A 17,808-nucleotide genomic window follows, 5' to 3' on the forward strand; every position below is an offset into this window, starting at 1 on the left:
ATTATTCACTTCTTTCTTTTATAAATTGCATAAATAAAACTAACGCTAAACCGATTAAAGCGTAAATAATATGAAAGTGTTGTAAGTCTAATGGTAATTGTTTAACAGCTAATGTTGTAGGTCCCATAATAATAGCATAAAAAGAACCTATCATCATTCCTAGCACCATAAATAAAGTCTGCACTTTATATTTTTCTAAACAATATTTAATTAATTTAACAACTGTAAAAACACCAAACAGCACTCCAAAGCCAAAAACAACTAGTGAACCAAATGCAGAAAAATGTAAAGAAATAATTTCTTTAATAGATGTTATAACTGGTATATATGCTCCAAAAATGAGCAAGATTGTTGAGCCAGAAATACCAGGTAAAAACATAGCTGAAATAGCTAACATTCCCACAATAAATAACTTTAAAAATAAACTCAATGATAATTGGGACATCTTCATTTCTTGCATATGAAGATAACTATTAGCAAAAGTAATCAGTGCTACAACAGTTATTCCTAATACACAAAATAAAATTCCCTTCTTTAATTGTTTAAATGTATCTTTTTCCTCATTGATAATTAAGGGGATTGATCCTAATATAAAACCAATAAACAATGAACTTACTTGATATATTTGTTTTTCAAACAACGATGATAAAATAATCACTGCAAGCAGCATACCAAAGATCCACCCTACCGCTAATTTAATTAAATAACATATTGCGCTTTTTTTGTGTTCTATATTTCCATACAACAAATCATAAATAGATGAAATGAAACGATCATAAAATCCCATTATAAATGCTACCGTACCCCCAGAAACTCCAGGTACACTATCAGCTAGTGCCATCATAAAGCCATTAAAAGCAATCTTTAACATAAATAAAACCTCCTTAACTTTAATTTCATCATAACAATGAATATTAAATAATAAGGAGGTAAAATCTAAACATTTTCTAAACAATCATTTTTAATTATTCAAACGATATCCTACACCCCAAATTGTTTCTATAATTTGGGGATTTTTATAATCATCTTCTATTTTTTCTCTTATTCGATTAATATGAACCATCACCGTTGCACTATCCCCTATATAATCATATCCCCATATTTTTTCAAATAAATCTTCTTTAGCAAAAACAATATTAGGATGCATAGCTAAAAATTCTAACAGTTCAAATTCTTTAGGAGGAAGCTTGATTTCATTGTTTTCTTTAAATACACGCCAGCTATCTTGCCTAATGGTAATATCCTTCACTTTTATAATTCCATGACTTTGATTTTCATCTTGATGAGATCGTTTTATTCTTTGATATTGACGAATATGAGCATTAACACGAGCAACCAATTCCGAAGGATCAAACGGCTTCGAAAGATAATCATCAGCTCCCAGACCAAATCCTTTTATTTTATCAGGAATTTCATTTCGCGCTGTAACCATGATAATTGGGACTTCGACTTCTTGCCTTATTTCATTACATATTTGATATCCACTTTTACCTGGCAACATTAAATCAAGAATAATGAGATCTACATGATGTTGACTTAAATATTGTTTTATCTCCAATCCATCATTTAAAACAAATGGATCAAATCCTGAAGCTTTTAAATATGTTTCTTCAATTAATGCAATATCTGCGTCATCTTCTATAATAAGTATTTTTTTATTATCCATTCCCATCTTCCCTTTCTAACTTAAAGTACATTTTTATACATAAGCCCCTATCATTTGTTGCTTCAATGTGTCCATTCATTAATTCCACTAAACTTTTAACGATATATAAACCTAAGCCATGCCCTTCTTTATCATTTCTTGAAGGATCAACACGATAAAATTCTTCAAATATTTTACTTAATTGATTTGTAGAAACTCCTGTTCCATTGTCACTCAAACATATTTCTACTTCATTTTCACACTTGATTGCTTCTATTTGAATATCAACTACATCTTTATCTACATATTTGATGCTATTTTCAATTAAATTGTCTAAAATACGCTGTAATTGCATGCCATCCACATTAATTGTAATTGCATCGACTGATTTCAATATGATGTGGACATAATTAGGCAATACCTTTCGTTTAGATAAAACATATTGATTTAGATATTGATTGAGATCTATAAATTGTTTGTTTATAGATATATGATTTGTCTTTAGCCTAGATATATAAAATAATTGATCTAACAACAGTTCCATTTCTTCACTTCTAGCATAAGCCATTTGAATAAACTGCATTTTCTTTTCCGGTGTATCAACAACACCATCAATTAAACATTTCATTGTACCCTTAATAGCCGTTAATGGTGTTCTTAAATCATGAGAAATTCCCGCAATCATGTCATCTCTGCTTTTTTCATATTTTTGATTTTTTAAATAAGATTCTAATAAATCACTTTGCATTTCATTAAACGTCTGAATGACTTCTTTAAATTCTTCATCACCATCATATTCAATAGGTTTTGTTAAATCATTCATTTTAATTCTAGATGTTGCTTCTGTTAAATAATTTAATGGTGTCATAATCGTTTTAGAAAGATGATATGTAAATAACTGGCTTATTATAAATAATATAAAGATACAAACTAATCCATCTATAACAAATAAAAAAAGAAACTTATTACTATGAAGAGTAAGAAACTCTACAAAATCTTCTATTCCCTTTGTCATCATAATCTGTTTTGCAGAAAGAATTAAATCTGATTCCATCATTTTAATATAAAATTTTAAAAACAAAATATTAACTACAAAAAAAGAAATTAAAGTAAGTAATACCATCATTGTATTAGAAATAAATATTCTTTTTTTTACTGACATTGCTTTCATTAAAACCACCACCTACAATCCATTGTATAAATCAAAAATAAAAAGTAAAGTTATAACCATAACTTTACTTATTCTTTACATTAATCAATATGTTTTAAAACAAAATATCTTTTCTTACCTCTTCGAATAACTGTTGCTTCATTACCAAAAGCATTTTCTCTTGAGACAACAAATTCAATATCTTTAATTTTTTCACCATTAATTAAAACTGATCCACCATTAACAAATTCCCTTGCTTCTCTTTTAGATTTAGCTGCGCCAACTAAAATCAAGGCATCTAAAATATTAAGTTGATTTTCTTTAGTTTCTACTGTAGGAACACCTTCAAAAGCAGCCTTTACTTGACTTAGTGTTAAATTTTGAATTTGTCCTGAAAATAATGTTTGTGAAACTTGTAATGCTTCTTGGTAAGCTTCTTCCCCATGAATAAAAGTAATGACTTCTCTAGCTAAAGCTTTATGTGCTTCACGTAAATGAGGTTGTATTTTATTTTTTTCCTCTAATTCATTAATTTCATCAGGTGTCAAGAAAGTTAAGAATTTTAAATAATCTATTACTTTATCATCTTCTGAATTAATAAAGAATTGATACATTTCATATGGTGATGTTTTTTCTCGATCTAACCAAATAGCTTTTCCATTTGTTTTACCAAATTTTGTACCATCGCTTTTAGTTAAAAGAGGCATTGTAAATCCATAAGCTTCTTTCCCTGTTTTTTTACGAATAAGTTCAATTCCTGCAGTAATGTTTCCCCATTGATCTTGTCCAGCAACTTGCATTTGACAATCTTTATTTTCATGTAACCAATAAAAATCCATTGCTTGCATAATCATATAAGAGAACTCAGTATAAGTAATTCCTAAATCTAATCTTCTTCTTACAATATCTTTATTTAACATATAATTGACATTGAAGTATTTTCCATAATCTCTTAAAAAATCAATAAAGTTTAAATCTTTTGACCAATCATAGTTATTAACAACTTCAAATCCAAATATATCTTGTGCTTGTTTTTTTAAACAATCAAAATTATGTTGAACTTGTTCTTTAGTAATCATTGGTCGTTCAGTATCAGGTTTTGGATCACCAATTAATCCAGTCGCACCACCAACTAATAATATTGGATTATGACCTGCATCTTTTAATCTTTTACTAATTAAAAATGACGAGAAATGACCAATATGTAAACTGTCACCTGTAGGATCAGTTCCAATATAAAAAGTCATGCCACCTTTATTCAATTTTTCTTTTAATTCTGGAGAACTTTCATCTTTGATTAATCCTCTCCATACTAATTCTTCATAAATTCCCATAATTTCCTCCATTAAAATAAAAAAAGAATTCATCAAAGGACGAATTCTCGCGGTACCACCTTTATTTATGTATTATTACATACTCTCCTATTTTGATAACGATGTTTCCACCGTCTAAGCTTTTCACTTAGAAGCTCCAGAGTGTATTCATTATATCTATTGATCTATTTTCACCAACCATAGACTCTCTAAACAAATCAATATAACTACTTGTCTCTTTCATTGCTGTAATCTAATCATAAAAAATTTTATTAATAAAGTCAACCTTCTCAACTCGCATTTTTATTAATAAACGAAGGTGATGTTTTTGAATACACAATTTTTTGTGCTTGATATAAACTAAAATAGCCCGATAAAACATAGCCAAAAGCAACAACGATAGCAAATGGAACAAAGTTTAAACCACCAAACATTTCAATACCTAGCGCTAAACTTGTAACTGGACAGTTTACAACACAGCAAAACATCGAAACCAATCCTAATGATGCGCCAATATGAGGATCAATACCAATAATCATACCTATTGTATATCCAAGTGTCGCTCCAATAAAGAAAGTAGGAACAATTTCTCCTCCTTTAAATCCGCAGCCAATTGTAACCGCCGTAAAAATAGCCTTTAAAATAAAGTCATAATAATGAACGTTTTTTGTCATAGCATTTTCAACAATGTTCATTCCTGCACCCAAATAATCATGTCCAAAAAAGAAAACTAAAACTAATAAAATAAGTGATCCAACACATACTCTAAGATAAGCATTTTCAATCCATTTTTTAAACAACTTATGTCCATAATGCATCATAATAATGAAAATAATAGAAAAAAGTGCAATAAAAAACGAAAAAAACAATAACTTAAAAAAGCTCATCACATTGATATGAAGTAGTTTACTTATCTTAAACGACTCAGGATGACACCCAAAATAACGTGCCACCCCAGCAGCTATCAAACTACTGCACAAGCAAGGTACAAATGCAGCATAATAAAATATTCCAACACTGACTACTTCCATAGCAAATAAAGTTGCTGTAATAGGCATTCCAAATAATGCAGAGAAAACCGCTGACATACCACACATAATTAATATCGACATTTGTTTTTGATCAGCATGTATCATTTTTCCAAATGCAGTAGCAAGAGAGCCACCAATTTGTAAAGCAGCTCCTTCTCGTCCACTAGAACCACCAACCAAATGAGTAATCACTGTCGCTAAAAAAATAGCCGGTGCCAACAAAACAGGAACTTTATCTTGTTGACGAATAGATTTAATAATCGTATTTGTTCCAGGCTCGCATGCTAGATGAACACTGCGATATAAATACACAATCAAAATACCACCAAGTGGTAATAAATAAACAATCCATGCATTATCATTTCGAAATTCAGTTACATAATTAACCGACAAGCAAAAAGCCGCACCAACAACACCACATATTCCACCAAGAATAACAGCAACAAACAAACATCGTGTAATAAAAGACAAATTTTCTTTTAAGTCAGATAAAAATTGTTCTAAAAACATAATTTCCCCCTTATGTAAAAAACTTCTAAAAAATTAGAAGTTCTTTGTCGTCTTTCTTGGAATTCGCATATATGTAACAGGTACTTCTTTAGTATCAATTTCCTCATCATTTAAAATTTTAGTAAGTAATCTAACTGCTAATGCACCCATATCATAAACAGGAACATGAACAGAAGATAATGAAGGTCGACACATTGAAGCATAACTTGTATTCATGAGACCAATGACTTCCATATCATCAGGTATCATAATGTGATTATCAATTGCTGCATTAACAACAGCAACTGCTTCTTTATCGTATCCGCAAAATACTAAATCGTGTTTATGATTTTTGAAATATTCTAAAAATTGAGGATAACTTTTTTCATAATGAGTTGAAACTTTCATAACTTGCTTATCAAAATCAAATTGTAAATTATGTTTTTGATAGGCTTTTTCAATACCCATTATTAAATCATCGGATTTAATTAAATTTTGTTTAGGATTAACAAATAAAATATCATTTTTACCTTTTTCTAAATACCGATCAATAATTTCATAAGCAATTTGTTTAGCGTTAACATATATTGATCCTAAGTAGTCATTTGATGCTTGTGTACCAATAACAACAGTAGGAATTTTATATTTAGCCATGATATCAATTTCTTCTTGTAATTGATCATTGTTAAACAAAATAACACCATCCGCTCTTGATTTAACAATCTTTTCAGTTACTTCTTTAACAGCATTTTCATCTCCTAAATCGTCAGTCGTATACATGTTAATATTATAATCTAAATGACGTCCTGTATCACCGATACCACCAATCATATCTTTAACATGGGCAAATAAAGATTGCGGAAAGACAATCGCAATGGAAGTCGTTTTACTTGTTGCAAGTCCACGAGCCACTTCATTAGGTTTAAAATCTAGTTTTTCAATGACATCAAGTACTTTTTGTTTTGTTTTTTCACGAACAACAGATGATCCATTAATAACACGAGAAACAGTAGCAAGAGAGACCCCTGCCTCTCTTGCTACGTCATAAATAGTGACTTTTTTCATTAATCTTTTAAATCATCTAAGATAACATCAATTTCATCTTCAATGTTATCAATTCCTTCTTCAATTGCTTCAGAAAAATCATCTAAATCTTGTTCTTGAATTTTTGTTTTAACATCATTAACTGTAGTGCTAATTTGTTCACCAACTTTTGTTAAAGTATCTTTAACTGTTGCGTATTGTTCACTTTCTTGAGCTTTTTTTGCTAATTCATCTAATTTTGTTTTTAATTCATCTAGTTTTTCTTTAGTTGTATCTTTAAACTCATCTACATCAAATTCATCAATTGCTAATTTAATATCGTCAATTGTTTTATTAATTAATTCTTGATATTCTTCTTTTGACATATTTTTAGCTGTATTATAAGTTTCTTGCCCTTTTTCTTTAAGAGTCTTTCTTAGTTCACTCCCTTTTTTTGGAGCAAATAACATTCCAGCAACCGCACCTATACCTAGGGTTGCGATAAATCTACCTAATTTCATAATACCTCACCTTTCTTTTTATTTTTTTACAAAGCGTAAAATTGTTTTAATTGGATTAAATTTAGGTCTGTTAGGATCAAAGAACTTTGCTACTGTTTCTACAGGAGCATTAAGAAGATCTAATTTATAATTAACATCATCTAATATTTTATCTACCCTTTTTAACGTATCTTGAGCCATTTCAACAGTTTCCCCAGCTTGTTTTACTGTCACTGACGTTCTAAGTAATAAAATACCAAGACCAACCAATGCAAATGCACCTGATAAAATCAATACACAGTAACATATATCCATTGCACTCATAACAACACCTCAACTTTCTTATAAATTATACCATATTATTATTATTTTAAATAGTTTTTTTCATTTCAATGACTTTTTCTTCAAATTTGTAAATATCTTTACTACTCATAAATAAGAAAACGCATCCATTATATTGAGATAATTCTTTAGCTCCCGCTTCGTTTTCTTCAATAACCTTTGCACGAGGTAAATATTTTGCGATATCATAAATATCAATATCAATACCATCTTCGTGTTTTGCATTATCTGGAAAAGGTACAAAATATGGATGATCTGCTAAATCCATTGATGCAGCAAATTCTTTAGCAAATCTTGCGCCTCTTGAAAAACGATCTGGTTGGAATATCGCAACAATTTCCTTTCCTGGATAACGTACCCTTGTCGCTTCGATAACATATTTAATAGCTGTTGGATGATGAGCATAATCATCCACATAAATGTTATTTCCATCTTCAGTTACTGTATAACGACGCTTTGTTCCTTTGAATGTTTGTAATTTATTTAAAATATAATCGTAACTCATATTTTCTAAGTAACCTAAAGTAATAATAGCTAATGAGTTATATAACATATGCATTCCATATAATGGTATGTTAAAATGTCCAAATAATTCTTGATGAATATAAACATCAAACGATAAACCTTTAACTGTATCTACTACATTGACAGCACGAACATCATTGTTTTCACCCAGACCAAAACGCATAACACGTTTTTTAAAGTGAATTTTTTTAATATTTGGATCATCACCCCAAACAATTACCGTATCTTTAACTTGATTCGCAAATTTTTCAAAGGATTGAATATAACGTTCAAGATTACCAAAATAATCAACATGATCTAATTCAATATTATTAATAATAGCATAGTTAGGATAATAATTTAAAAAATGATCTTGGAATTCACATGATTCTGCAATAAAATATTTGCTATCTTTTTGACCATGTCCAGTTCCGTCACCAATTAATACTGATGTTTTATCAAAATCTTCAAATAAATGATAAGCCATCCCTGTTGTTGTCGTTTTACCATGCGTTCCTGCAACTGAAATAGAAATATAATTTTCCATAAATTGTCCTAAAAACTCAAAATAACGATAACATGTCACATTTGGATTAGCTAATGCTGCTTTTACTTCAACATTCGTTTCATCAAAAGCATTACCGATAATAACTGTATAGCCATCTTTAATATTATTCGCATCAAATGAATAAATTGGAATGTTTCTCTTTCTTAATTCATCTTCAATAAAAATATATTTATCAATATCACTACCACAAACTTCGTTTCCTAATTCATAAAGAATGGTTGCTAGTGGAGCCATCCCTGAACCTTTAATTCCTATAAAATAATACATAATGTCACCTCACACAATATTTTACCATAAATCAAAAAAAATGTATTCTTGATATAAAAATTAGTCTTTATTTTTTAAATAAAATTTTAATCAAAAAGCGAGTTTCCTCGCTTTTTAGATAATTTGTACATCTTTTGTATAACTATTTAAAACACGACATCCATCTTTTGTTACAAGCACTAAATCTTCTACCCTAACACCAAATTGTCCTTCTAAATAAACTCCTGGTTCAATAGAAAAAATCATACCTTCTTCAACTTCCATTTCAAATTGTGAAGAAACATCTCCATACTCATGAACGTCTCTTCCAATAAAATGTCCTAAACGGTGATTAAATTGTTTTCCATACCCTGCTTCACTGATAAGATCTCTAGCAACCTTATCAATTTCACAAAGCTTTACTCCCGGTTTAATCATTGCTTCAGCAGCTTCATTAGCTTTTTTTACTAAATCATAAACTTCTAATGCTTGTTCACTAATTTGCTTATAAAACACTGTTCTGGTCATATCAGAGCAATATCCTTTATATTTACATCCCATATCAATAATAATACTATCTCCAGGTTGTAAACGAGAATCATCATTACCATGATGTGGATTGGCACCATTTTTACCAAAGGCAACAATGGGTTCAAAGCTGTTTCCTTCAGCGCCATATTTACGATAAATATCTGGTAATTGTTCTGCAACTTGTTCCTCTGTTAAATCTTGACTACATAATTCAATAACATCATTCATTGCTAAATCATTAATGCGACTTGCTTCAATCATCAATTCTTGTTCTTGTTCATCCTTTTTCATACGCACTAAATCAACACAAGGTGAAGCATTAATATATTTTATATGTGGTAATTTCTTTTGTAATGCTAATAAAAATTTTGCTGGCCATGTTTTATCAATTCCAATACGTTTAGGCTGATTCATATGATCAACTATTGTTTGCACAGCATCATCACTATCACTATGCCACACTATTTCTACGCCTAGATTATCTTCCACAAAGAATAAATTATTTAAGAATAATTTATGATCTCCATTTTTTCCTAACATTAAAACATACATTCTTTCACCAGGATGGTTTTGATAATCCAAACAATAATCAATAGATTCTGGATCACTAATTAGAAAATAATCTAAATCAGCTTCCTTCATTAATTCAAGAATATTTTCAACTCTATTCATTTTCATCTTTAGTCACCTCTATTCCTAATTCTTCTAATTGAACTTGGTCTACTTTATTTGGTGCTTTTGACATTGGACAAGTTGCACTCGCATTTTTAGGGAATGCAATAACATCTCTAATTGAATCACTACCAGTAAGCAACATTGCTAGACGGTCTAACCCTAAAGCAAAACCACCATGAGGAGGTGTTCCGTATTTTAAAGCTTCCACAAACCATCCAAACTTATTTTCAATTTGTTCTGGTGTTAAACTTAATGCTTTAAATGCTCTTTCTTGAAGATCTTGTTCATAAATACGTTGAGATCCTCCACCTAATTCATAACCATTTAATACAATATCGTATGCATCAGCTAAACAATGAGCAGGATCACTATCTATCTTATCAATATCACTATCTTTAGGACGTGTAAATGGATGATGCATTGCATAATATCTTTGTGTTTCATCATCATATTCAAACATAGGGAAATCAACAACCCATAATAAACCTAATTCTTGAGGATCATATAATTTTAATTCTTTACCTAAATGATTACGTAAAGCGGCTAATGCATCACATACAACTGTATATTTAACATCACTTACAAATAATAATAAGTCATTATCTTCACCATTCATCGTATCTAATAATCTTGTAAGTTGTTCTTCATTAAAGAATTTAACAATTGGACCTTCTGCTTTACCATTAACCACTTTCATCCAGGCAAGACCTTTGGCTTTATATGTTTTTGCTAAATCTGTCAACTTATCAATCTTTTTACGAGAATATTGATCAGCTGCATTTTTAACATTTATTCCTTTAACATATCCCTTATTATCTAAAGCATTTTTAAAAACCATAAAATCAACATCTTTAACAGTTTCATTTAAATTTACAAGTTTCATATCAAAACGAATATCAGGCTTATCAATACCGTAAGTTTCCATAGCATCATGCCATGTCATACGTGGTAAAGGTAATTTAACATCTATTCCTTTAACATCTTTGATAACTTGAGCCACCATTTGTTCACCAATTGAAATAATTTCATCGGTGTTCATAAAACTCATTTCTACGTCGACTTGTGTAAATTCTGGTTGACGATCTGCTCTTAAATCTTCATCTCTAAAACAACGTGCGATTTGATAATATCTTTCAAATCCAGCAACCATCAACAATTGTTTAAATAATTGTGGAGATTGAGGTAAAGCATAGAACTCTCCATTATGTACTCTAGAAGGAACTAAAAAATCTCTTGCTCCTTCTGGTGTTGAACGATTTAAATAAGGTGTTTCAATATCAATAAAATCATGTTCATCTAAGAAGTGACGTATACTACGTGTAATCTGATGACGTGTCATAATTTTATTTTGCATCACCGGTCTTCTTAAATCTAAATAACGATATTGCATTCTGGCATCTTCGCTTGCATCAGTTTCATCAGTTGTATAAATAGGTGTCACATTAGCAGTGTTGATAATATCAATTTGTGATGCTTCAATTTCAATGTCTCCAGTAGGCATTTGTGGATTCTTACTAGATCTTTCAACAACTTTACCTTTAACATGTAAAATGTATTCATTTTTAATTTCTTTAGTAATTTCCATTGATTCATTAACAATAATTTGTGTAATACCATATCGATCTCTTAAATCAATAAAAACTAATGATCCTAAATTCCTTTTTTTAGCAACCCATCCTTTTAATTCAACGGTTTCGCCAACATTATCAATTCTTAATTCACCATTATTATGTGTTCTATTCATGTTCATGTCCTCCTGACATATGATTTTCAATATATGCAACAATATTTTCTAATGGAACTTCATCTTGAGTATGTGAATGATTACATTTCATATTGACTACTTCTTTTTGAACTTCTTCATCCCCAATAATCATTGAAAAATGAGCGTGATAACGATCTGCAGATTTAAATTGTCCTTTTAATCCTCGATCACATTGATCCATATCACAAGTAAATCCATTAGCTCTTAACATTGCAATAATTTGTACAGCTAAATCTTTAGCTTCACTACCTAAAGGCATAATATAAACATCTAATCCGTCTTCATCATCATCTTGATCATCATCTAAAGCTAATAATAATCTTTCCATTCCAAACGCAAATCCTACACCTGGAGTAGCCGGTCCACCTAACTCTTCAACTAAGCCATTATAACGACCACCACCTCCAACAGTAGCACCAGCGCCTAATTTTGGATCATCAGAGATGATTTCAAATACAGTATGTGAGTAGTAATCTAAACCTCTAACTAAGTTTGTATCAACAACATAATCAATTTCCAAATCATCTAATAAAGAACAAACTTTATCAAAATGTGCTTTAGCATGGTCACTTAAATAATCAATTGTTTTAGGTGCTGATTGCATGGCAGGATTTTTAGCATCTACTTTACAATCTAAAATACGTAAAGGATTTTTATCAAATCTTGCTTTACAATCAGAACATAACTGGTCTAATACTGGAGCAAAATGATCTTTTAAAGCTTGACGATAAGCATCTCTTGATTGATCATCTCCTAAAGAATTAATGTGTAAAGTTACATTTTTAATTCCTAATGCTTCTACAACAGTAACAGCCATTAACATACATTCTACATCTACATATGGTGATTCTACACCTAACATTTCAACACCATATTGATGAAATTGTCTTTGACGTCCATTTTGTGGACGTTCATACCTAAACATTGGTCCCATATAATAAACTTTTTGTAGTTTTTCAGGTAATCCATACATTTTATTTTCAACGTATGCTCTTGCAATTCCTGCAGTTCCTTCAGGACGAAGTGAAAGCATTCTTCCTTTTTTATCAGCAAAAGTATACATCTCTTTAGAAACAACATCTGTTGTATCACCAACTGCACGATTAAACAATTCTGCATGCTCAAAAATCGGTGTTCTCATTTCTTTTACATTATAATTTGCACTAATTGTTCTTAACAATTGTTCTAACTTAATCCATTTACCAGACTTTTCAGGTAAAATATCTACTGTACCTCTTGGTGCACTATATGCCATAAATTTTCCTCCTTAAAATATAAAAACGTCCTTCAATAAGGACGTTTTTAACGCGGTACCACCTTAATTCGTATTTTCATACGCTCTTATATCTTAACGCGATTAACGTTTGCTTCTACTTACTTCAAAGCAACTCCTCCCAAGTGTCCCACGATTCTATCATCAATGTTTTCACCAGCCACATTGTCTCTATTTTCAAGATATCGTTTAATCTTGTTCAACGGATTAACATGATTATATTAAATTATCATTAAAAAATCAATCACAATCAAAAATAAATTCTATTTTTAATGGATAACTCTTCTAATTGTATAAATACCTTGAATACGATCTAGATTGTCAATTGCTTGTTGCAAATGTTCCGCATCATCAACAGCAATCTTAACCTTAATAATTGCTTTAATATCCTCACTTACATCTGCATGAATATTTAAAATATTAATTTTCATTTGTCCAAGCGATGTAATAATATCATTTAATAAATTCGTTCTATCTAAAGCATCAATTTCCAAATCAGCATTAAATTTCATTGTTGAAACAGATGCAAAATCCCAATAGACATCAATTAAACGATTTTTAATATCTGGTTGATTAACATTAGGACAATCTTTTCGGTGAACTTTAATTCCTTGCCCTTGTGAAACATAACCTACAATTTGATCACCGGGGATTGGATTACAACATTTCGATAATTGAATTTTTAATCCTGTTACTCCCTTAACAACAACACCTTGACTAGATGACGATTTTTGTTGTTTATTGATGACTTCATTATTTTTTTGTAACATCTTTGATAAATTATCAAAGAAGCCTGTTTTTTTAGGATTCACTTTTTCTAATAAAGTCATAACTGATAATGATTTTTTACCCACAAAATATAAAATATCATCAAAACTTCTTGCTCCAAAGGAACCTAAATATGTTTTATATGTTTCAGAATCCATGAATTTCTTTTCATCTAATCCACGTTTTTTTAATTCTTCTTTTAATAGTTTTCGACCTTCTTCTATTGTATCTTTACGTGTTTCAGCTTCTTTATTGGCTAAAAACTGTCTTATTTTATTACGTGCTCCTGCAGTACGTACAAATTTCAACCAATCTTCGCTAGGACCTGCACTTTGTTTATTTGTTTTAATCTCACAAACATCACCTGTATTTAATTGGGTATCAATAGGTACCATGACATTATTAACAATGGCCCCAACAGTATGATGTCCTACTTCAGTATGAATACGATAAGCAAAGTCTACTGGAGTGGAACCGTTCGGTAACTCTACAATTTTACCTTGTGGTGTAAGAACATAAACATTTGCTTCAAAAATATCTCTTCTTAAAGAATCATAATATTCTTTAGCATCACCATCTTTAAAATCATCAGAAATAGAAATAAACTCTCTTAACCACTGTAGCTTTTCACCAATTTCTTTTTGTTCAGCTTTAGCTGAATAGCCTTTACCTTCTTTATAACGCCAATGAGCCGCAACCCCTAATTCAGCAAGTTCATCCATTTCTTCAGTACGTATTTGTACTTCAAATGTATTGCCATCCTCACCAATAACTGATGTATGCAAAGATTGATACATATTGGGTTTAGGCATCGCAATATAGTCTTTAAAGCGACCAGGAATTGGGCGATAGTGATCGTGAATCAATCCTAAAACACTGTAGCAATCTAACTTATTTTTTAAAATGATACGAATAGCATAAAGATCATAGAGTTCATCAAATCTTTTATGCTTTTTAAACATTTTTTTATAAATGCTATAGATTGATTTAGCACGTCCCATTATACGATAAGAATAATGATTATCATCCAATAATTGTTTTACATGAGCCATCATTTTATCGACTGATTCTTTTCTTTCTTCTTCTTTATTTTTTAATAAAGTCGCAATTTCTTGATACGCTAATGGATCAAGATACGATAAAGCAAGATCTTCTAATTCAGTCTTAATATCGCTTAACCCTAAACGATGGGCAATCGGCGTATAAACTTCTAACGTTTCTCTTGATATTCTTTTTTGTTTATCAGGTCGCATATATTGCAAAGTACGCATATTATGCAAACGATCCGCAAACTTAATTAAAATAACTCGAATATCTTTAGCCATGGCAATATAAATTTTTCGATGATTTTCAGCATAAACATCAGCTTCATCTTTAAATGGCATTTTATTAATTTTAGTAACGCCTTCTACTAGGGTCGTAATTTCTTCACCAAAATTTTCAACCATTTCTTCACGACTTACATCACAATCTTCCATGACATCATGTAATAAGCCAGCAGCGATAGTACTTGGTCCTGTTTGTAGTGTAGCAAGAATATATGCAACCCAAATTAAATGAATTGTATAAGGTTCCCCACTTTTTCTTTTTTGACCTGCATGTTTATCCATAATAAAATCATAGGCTTTATGAATCAGTTTTAAACTGTCTTCATTTTTAATGTAAGTTGTACAAACATCTAATACATCATCAATTGTGATTTTATCTCCCGCTTTTTTATAATCATTCATGATCCCACCCCCTGATATGATAAAAGAGAGTGACCCTCTCTTTTAATACTTTAATAAAGAATAAACTGGATAATCTTTTAACTTATTTCTTCCATCCAATCCTTCTAGTTCAATTAAAAAAACAATACCAACAACTTCACCTTTAAGTTTTTCAACCAACTTGATAGCAGCCTCTACTGTTCCACCTGTAGCTAATAAATCATCAATAATAACAACTTTTTGTCCAGGTTGAATACTATCGCTATGAATTTGAATTTCATTTTTACCATATTCCAAATCATAGCTTTCACTAATGACTTCTCTTGGTAATTTATGAGGTTTTCTTACAGGAACAAATCCTGCATTTAATTCATAAGCAACTGGACATCCAAATAAAAATCCTCTTGCTTCTGGAGAAGCAATTAAATCAACATCTTGATTTAAAGATTGTATCCAATCTTTCATTTGCTTAATTGACTCATGATAAGCTTCTTTGTTTTGCATTAAAGGTGTAATATCTCTAAAAATGATCCCTGGTTCTGGAAAATCAGGAATACTAGCGATATATTGTTTTAAATCCATAATGACTCCTCCTACTCATTTATTATAACAAAAATTATAATTGAAGAAAACTATTTAATATCTTCTAAAATCATATTGATTGATTCTGTATTTAAATATTTATTAATCTTCAATTTGCCATAAATTTGTACTTCTTTTTTATTTTTAAATTCATCAATACAAGGACAGTGAAAATAAAGAGCCTGCATATTACAATGAGGAAGTTGTAAATCAAAACGCAAATGTTGTCCTTGACCTAAAAGACGAGTTTGACTTACTGGAACATGTTTTAACATAAAAGTCGTTTCTTCATTTCCTTGACCTTGAGGTTCCAATATACTCAATTGTTTAACAGCAGATAATGAAATATCATCTAAAGATACTTCTAACGCTTCTTTTCTTTCTTCAATATCCTGTCCATATTTTTCAATATAACGAGCAATATCTTCTTTAAATTGAGTCACATCCTCCTTAGCAACAGAAAAACCACCCGCTAAAGCATGACCACCGTACTGTAATAAATCATCACTTAAAGTATTAAGGATTTTATTAAGTGGCAGTTCCTTTATGCTACGCGCACTTCCACGATAGCACTGACGAACTTGATCATAAGTCATGACAAAACTTGGCTTACGATACTGGCTCGTATATTTTCCTGCCACCAATCCAACAATCCCTTCTTGAATATCTTGATCATAAACATAGAGAAATGGAGCATCTTCGTTGTTTTTTAAAACATTTTTATATTGTTTATTTGTTAAATTTCTGCGATCATTATTAATTCTCATTGCAGCATTACTCATTTTTAAGATAAAATCACGATCACAATTCTTTAAAAAATATTTAACCAAATGATTAGGATGAATAAAATGTGGTAATCGACCAAAAGAATTGATTTTAGGTGCAATAATAAACCCAATAGAAGTCATATCATATACCCTGTTTTCACCTAATAATAAATCTAATTGAAGATAATGTTCTTGATTCATAAATTGAAATGCTCTTTTAACTAAAGAACGATTTTCATCAAGTAAAGGCATCATATCACTAATTGTTGTAATTGCCGCAAGACAGTAAAGATACTTATCATGTTTTCCTAAAAGAGCACTTGCTAATTTATACGCAATAAAACCACCACTAATTTCTTTAAATGGGTATTCTGGTGACATTTTAGGATGAATAATCGCAAAAGCATCAGGTAATTCGTCATAATCATGATGATCACTAACAATAACATCTACTCCTAATTCATTAGCCAGTTCAATTGCTTCATGTGATCTAATTCCATTGTCAACAGTAATAATTAACTTATACCCTTTATCATATATTTCTTGTACTTTTTGTTTATTAAGTCCATAACCATCATCACTGCGATGAGGAATATGATAGCCCACTTTCTTACCCAACATTGAAAATGCTTGTACTAAAATAGCTGTAGCCAAAATGCCGTCACAATCATAATCTCCATAAATACAGATATTTTCATTTTGTTCAATGGCTTCCTTAATACGTTCTAAAGCCATTTCTCCTTCAAGAAACAATGAAAAATCATGGTAAATAAGTCTCGGAGACAACAATGATTGTACATCTTCTTCATCAAATCCTTTACTATCGATAACCTTAGCTAATAAGGAATGGATTGAAAATTGTTGCATATAGTGTTTATAGTTATGACTTTCTATTATATTCCAATTCATAATTTAACTCCTTTAATA

General features: G+C 30.3%; 15 protein-coding genes and 2 other annotated features. All 15 genes read right to left on the reverse strand.

The genetic code is table 11. The annotated features are described in order from the left end of the window. Window position 1: 1 nt before the first annotated feature. The 15 genes from DWZ53_RS02655 to recJ all read right to left on the reverse strand — a co-directional run bounded on the left by DWZ53_RS02655 (window position 2) and on the right by recJ (window position 17,790). Window positions 2–871 carry a DUF368 domain-containing protein gene (locus DWZ53_RS02655; protein WP_118431741.1) on the reverse strand — a complete coding sequence of 290 codons (870 nt, stop codon included), beginning with the start codon at window positions 869–871 and terminating at the stop codon, window positions 2–4. Window positions 872–961: 90 nt separating this feature from the next. Beyond that, window positions 962–1,666: a response regulator transcription factor gene (locus DWZ53_RS02660; RefSeq protein WP_118431742.1), complete on the reverse strand. Its 705-nt coding sequence runs from the start codon at window positions 1,664–1,666 to the stop codon at window positions 962–964. Beyond that, complete coding sequence (locus DWZ53_RS02665; protein WP_118431744.1) at window positions 1,659–2,816, reverse strand: cell wall metabolism sensor histidine kinase WalK; 1,158 nt, start codon at window positions 2,814–2,816, stop codon at window positions 1,659–1,661. The genes DWZ53_RS02660 and DWZ53_RS02665 overlap by 8 nt, the downstream gene beginning before the upstream one ends. A gap of 80 nt (window positions 2,817–2,896) precedes the next feature. Continuing rightward, complete coding sequence (gene tyrS, locus DWZ53_RS02670; RefSeq protein WP_118431746.1) at window positions 2,897–4,129, reverse strand: tyrosine--tRNA ligase; 1,233 nt, start codon at window positions 4,127–4,129, stop codon at window positions 2,897–2,899. Window positions 4,130–4,161: 32 nt separating this feature from the next. Beyond that, window positions 4,162–4,361: a binding site (T-box leader), on the reverse strand. Between the two features lie 37 nt (window positions 4,362–4,398). Continuing rightward, the gene (locus DWZ53_RS02675) at window positions 4,399–5,649 is read right to left on the reverse strand and encodes a chloride channel protein (protein ID WP_118431748.1); all 1,251 of its coding nucleotides are present in this window, start codon (window positions 5,647–5,649) and stop codon (window positions 4,399–4,401) included. Between the two features lie 33 nt (window positions 5,650–5,682). Beyond that, on the reverse strand, window positions 5,683–6,693 hold the full coding sequence (locus tag DWZ53_RS02680) for a LacI family DNA-binding transcriptional regulator (RefSeq protein WP_118431750.1): 1,011 nt from the start codon (window positions 6,691–6,693) through the stop codon (window positions 5,683–5,685). Further along, on the reverse strand, window positions 6,693–7,172 hold the full coding sequence (locus DWZ53_RS02685; protein WP_118431751.1) for a YtxH domain-containing protein: 480 nt from the start codon (window positions 7,170–7,172) through the stop codon (window positions 6,693–6,695). Before DWZ53_RS02685 ends, DWZ53_RS02680 begins: the two co-directional genes overlap by 1 nt. An 18-nt stretch (window positions 7,173–7,190) precedes the next feature. Beyond that, window positions 7,191–7,475: a DUF948 domain-containing protein gene (locus DWZ53_RS02690; RefSeq protein ID WP_118431753.1), complete on the reverse strand. Its 285-nt coding sequence runs from the start codon at window positions 7,473–7,475 to the stop codon at window positions 7,191–7,193. Between the two features lie 46 nt (window positions 7,476–7,521). After that, window positions 7,522–8,832, reverse strand: coding sequence for a UDP-N-acetylmuramate--L-alanine ligase (gene murC, locus DWZ53_RS02695; RefSeq protein WP_118431755.1), 1,311 nt, complete (start codon window positions 8,830–8,832; stop codon window positions 7,522–7,524). A gap of 114 nt (window positions 8,833–8,946) precedes the next feature. After that, a complete protein-coding gene (locus DWZ53_RS02700) occupies window positions 8,947–10,020 on the reverse strand; it encodes a Xaa-Pro peptidase family protein (protein WP_118431757.1) in 1,074 nt (357 codons plus the stop codon). Next, window positions 10,007–11,761: an aspartate--tRNA ligase gene (gene aspS, locus DWZ53_RS02705; RefSeq protein WP_118431759.1), complete on the reverse strand. Its 1,755-nt coding sequence runs from the start codon at window positions 11,759–11,761 to the stop codon at window positions 10,007–10,009. Before aspS ends, DWZ53_RS02700 begins: the two co-directional genes overlap by 14 nt. Further along, a complete protein-coding gene (hisS, locus tag DWZ53_RS02710; RefSeq protein WP_118431760.1) occupies window positions 11,754–13,037 on the reverse strand; it encodes a histidine--tRNA ligase in 1,284 nt (427 codons plus the stop codon). The genes aspS and hisS overlap by 8 nt, the downstream gene beginning before the upstream one ends. Window positions 13,038–13,071: 34 nt before the next feature. Continuing rightward, window positions 13,072–13,267, reverse strand: a binding site (T-box leader). Window positions 13,268–13,324: 57 nt separating this feature from the next. Further along, entirely contained in the window at window positions 13,325–15,553 is a 2,229-nt protein-coding gene (locus DWZ53_RS02715; RefSeq protein ID WP_118431762.1) for a bifunctional (p)ppGpp synthetase/guanosine-3',5'-bis(diphosphate) 3'-pyrophosphohydrolase, read from the reverse strand. 42 nt (window positions 15,554–15,595) lie between these two features. Continuing rightward, entirely contained in the window at window positions 15,596–16,114 is a 519-nt protein-coding gene (locus DWZ53_RS02720) for an adenine phosphoribosyltransferase (protein ID WP_118431764.1), read from the reverse strand. 50 nt (window positions 16,115–16,164) lie between these two features. Next, window positions 16,165–17,790: a single-stranded-DNA-specific exonuclease RecJ gene (gene recJ, locus DWZ53_RS02725; RefSeq protein ID WP_118431766.1), complete on the reverse strand. Its 1,626-nt coding sequence runs from the start codon at window positions 17,788–17,790 to the stop codon at window positions 16,165–16,167. Window positions 17,791–17,808 lie beyond the last annotated feature (18 nt).

This window comes from Coprobacillus sp. AF33-1AC (genome assembly GCF_003475785.1).
Taxonomy (GTDB): Bacteria; Bacillota_I; Bacilli_A; order Erysipelotrichales; family Coprobacillaceae; genus Faecalibacillus.

Bases quoted from the DNA above. Each gene is read 5' to 3' on its own strand.
- DWZ53_RS02715 (WP_118431762.1), bottom strand. From the start codon at position 15,553: ATGAATGATTATAAAAAAGCGGGAGATAAAATCACAATTGATGATGTA.
- DWZ53_RS02690 (WP_118431753.1), bottom strand. From the start codon at position 7,475: ATGAGTGCAATGGATATATGTTACTGTGTATTGATTTTATCAGGTGCA.
- DWZ53_RS02660 (WP_118431742.1), bottom strand. From the start codon at position 1,666: ATGGATAATAAAAAAATACTTATTATAGAAGATGACGCAGATATTGCA.
- DWZ53_RS02720 (WP_118431764.1), bottom strand. From the start codon at position 16,114: ATGGATTTAAAACAATATATCGCTAGTATTCCTGATTTTCCAGAACCA.
- aspS (WP_118431759.1), bottom strand. From the start codon at position 11,761: ATGAATAGAACACATAATAATGGTGAATTAAGAATTGATAATGTTGGC.
- hisS (WP_118431760.1), bottom strand. From the start codon at position 13,037: ATGGCATATAGTGCACCAAGAGGTACAGTAGATATTTTACCTGAAAAG.
- DWZ53_RS02680 (WP_118431750.1), bottom strand. From the start codon at position 6,693: ATGAAAAAAGTCACTATTTATGACGTAGCAAGAGAGGCAGGGGTCTCT.
- murC (WP_118431755.1), bottom strand. From the start codon at position 8,832: ATGTATTATTTTATAGGAATTAAAGGTTCAGGGATGGCTCCACTAGCA.
- DWZ53_RS02675 (WP_118431748.1), bottom strand. From the start codon at position 5,649: ATGTTTTTAGAACAATTTTTATCTGACTTAAAAGAAAATTTGTCTTTT.
- recJ (WP_118431766.1), bottom strand. From the start codon at position 17,790: ATGAATTGGAATATAATAGAAAGTCATAACTATAAACACTATATGCAA.
- DWZ53_RS02700 (WP_118431757.1), bottom strand. From the start codon at position 10,020: ATGAAAATGAATAGAGTTGAAAATATTCTTGAATTAATGAAGGAAGCT.
- DWZ53_RS02685 (WP_118431751.1), bottom strand. From the start codon at position 7,172: ATGAAATTAGGTAGATTTATCGCAACCCTAGGTATAGGTGCGGTTGCT.
- DWZ53_RS02655 (WP_118431741.1), bottom strand. From the start codon at position 871: ATGTTAAAGATTGCTTTTAATGGCTTTATGATGGCACTAGCTGATAGT.
- DWZ53_RS02665 (WP_118431744.1), bottom strand. From the start codon at position 2,816: ATGAAAGCAATGTCAGTAAAAAAAAGAATATTTATTTCTAATACAATG.
- tyrS (WP_118431746.1), bottom strand. From the start codon at position 4,129: ATGGGAATTTATGAAGAATTAGTATGGAGAGGATTAATCAAAGATGAA.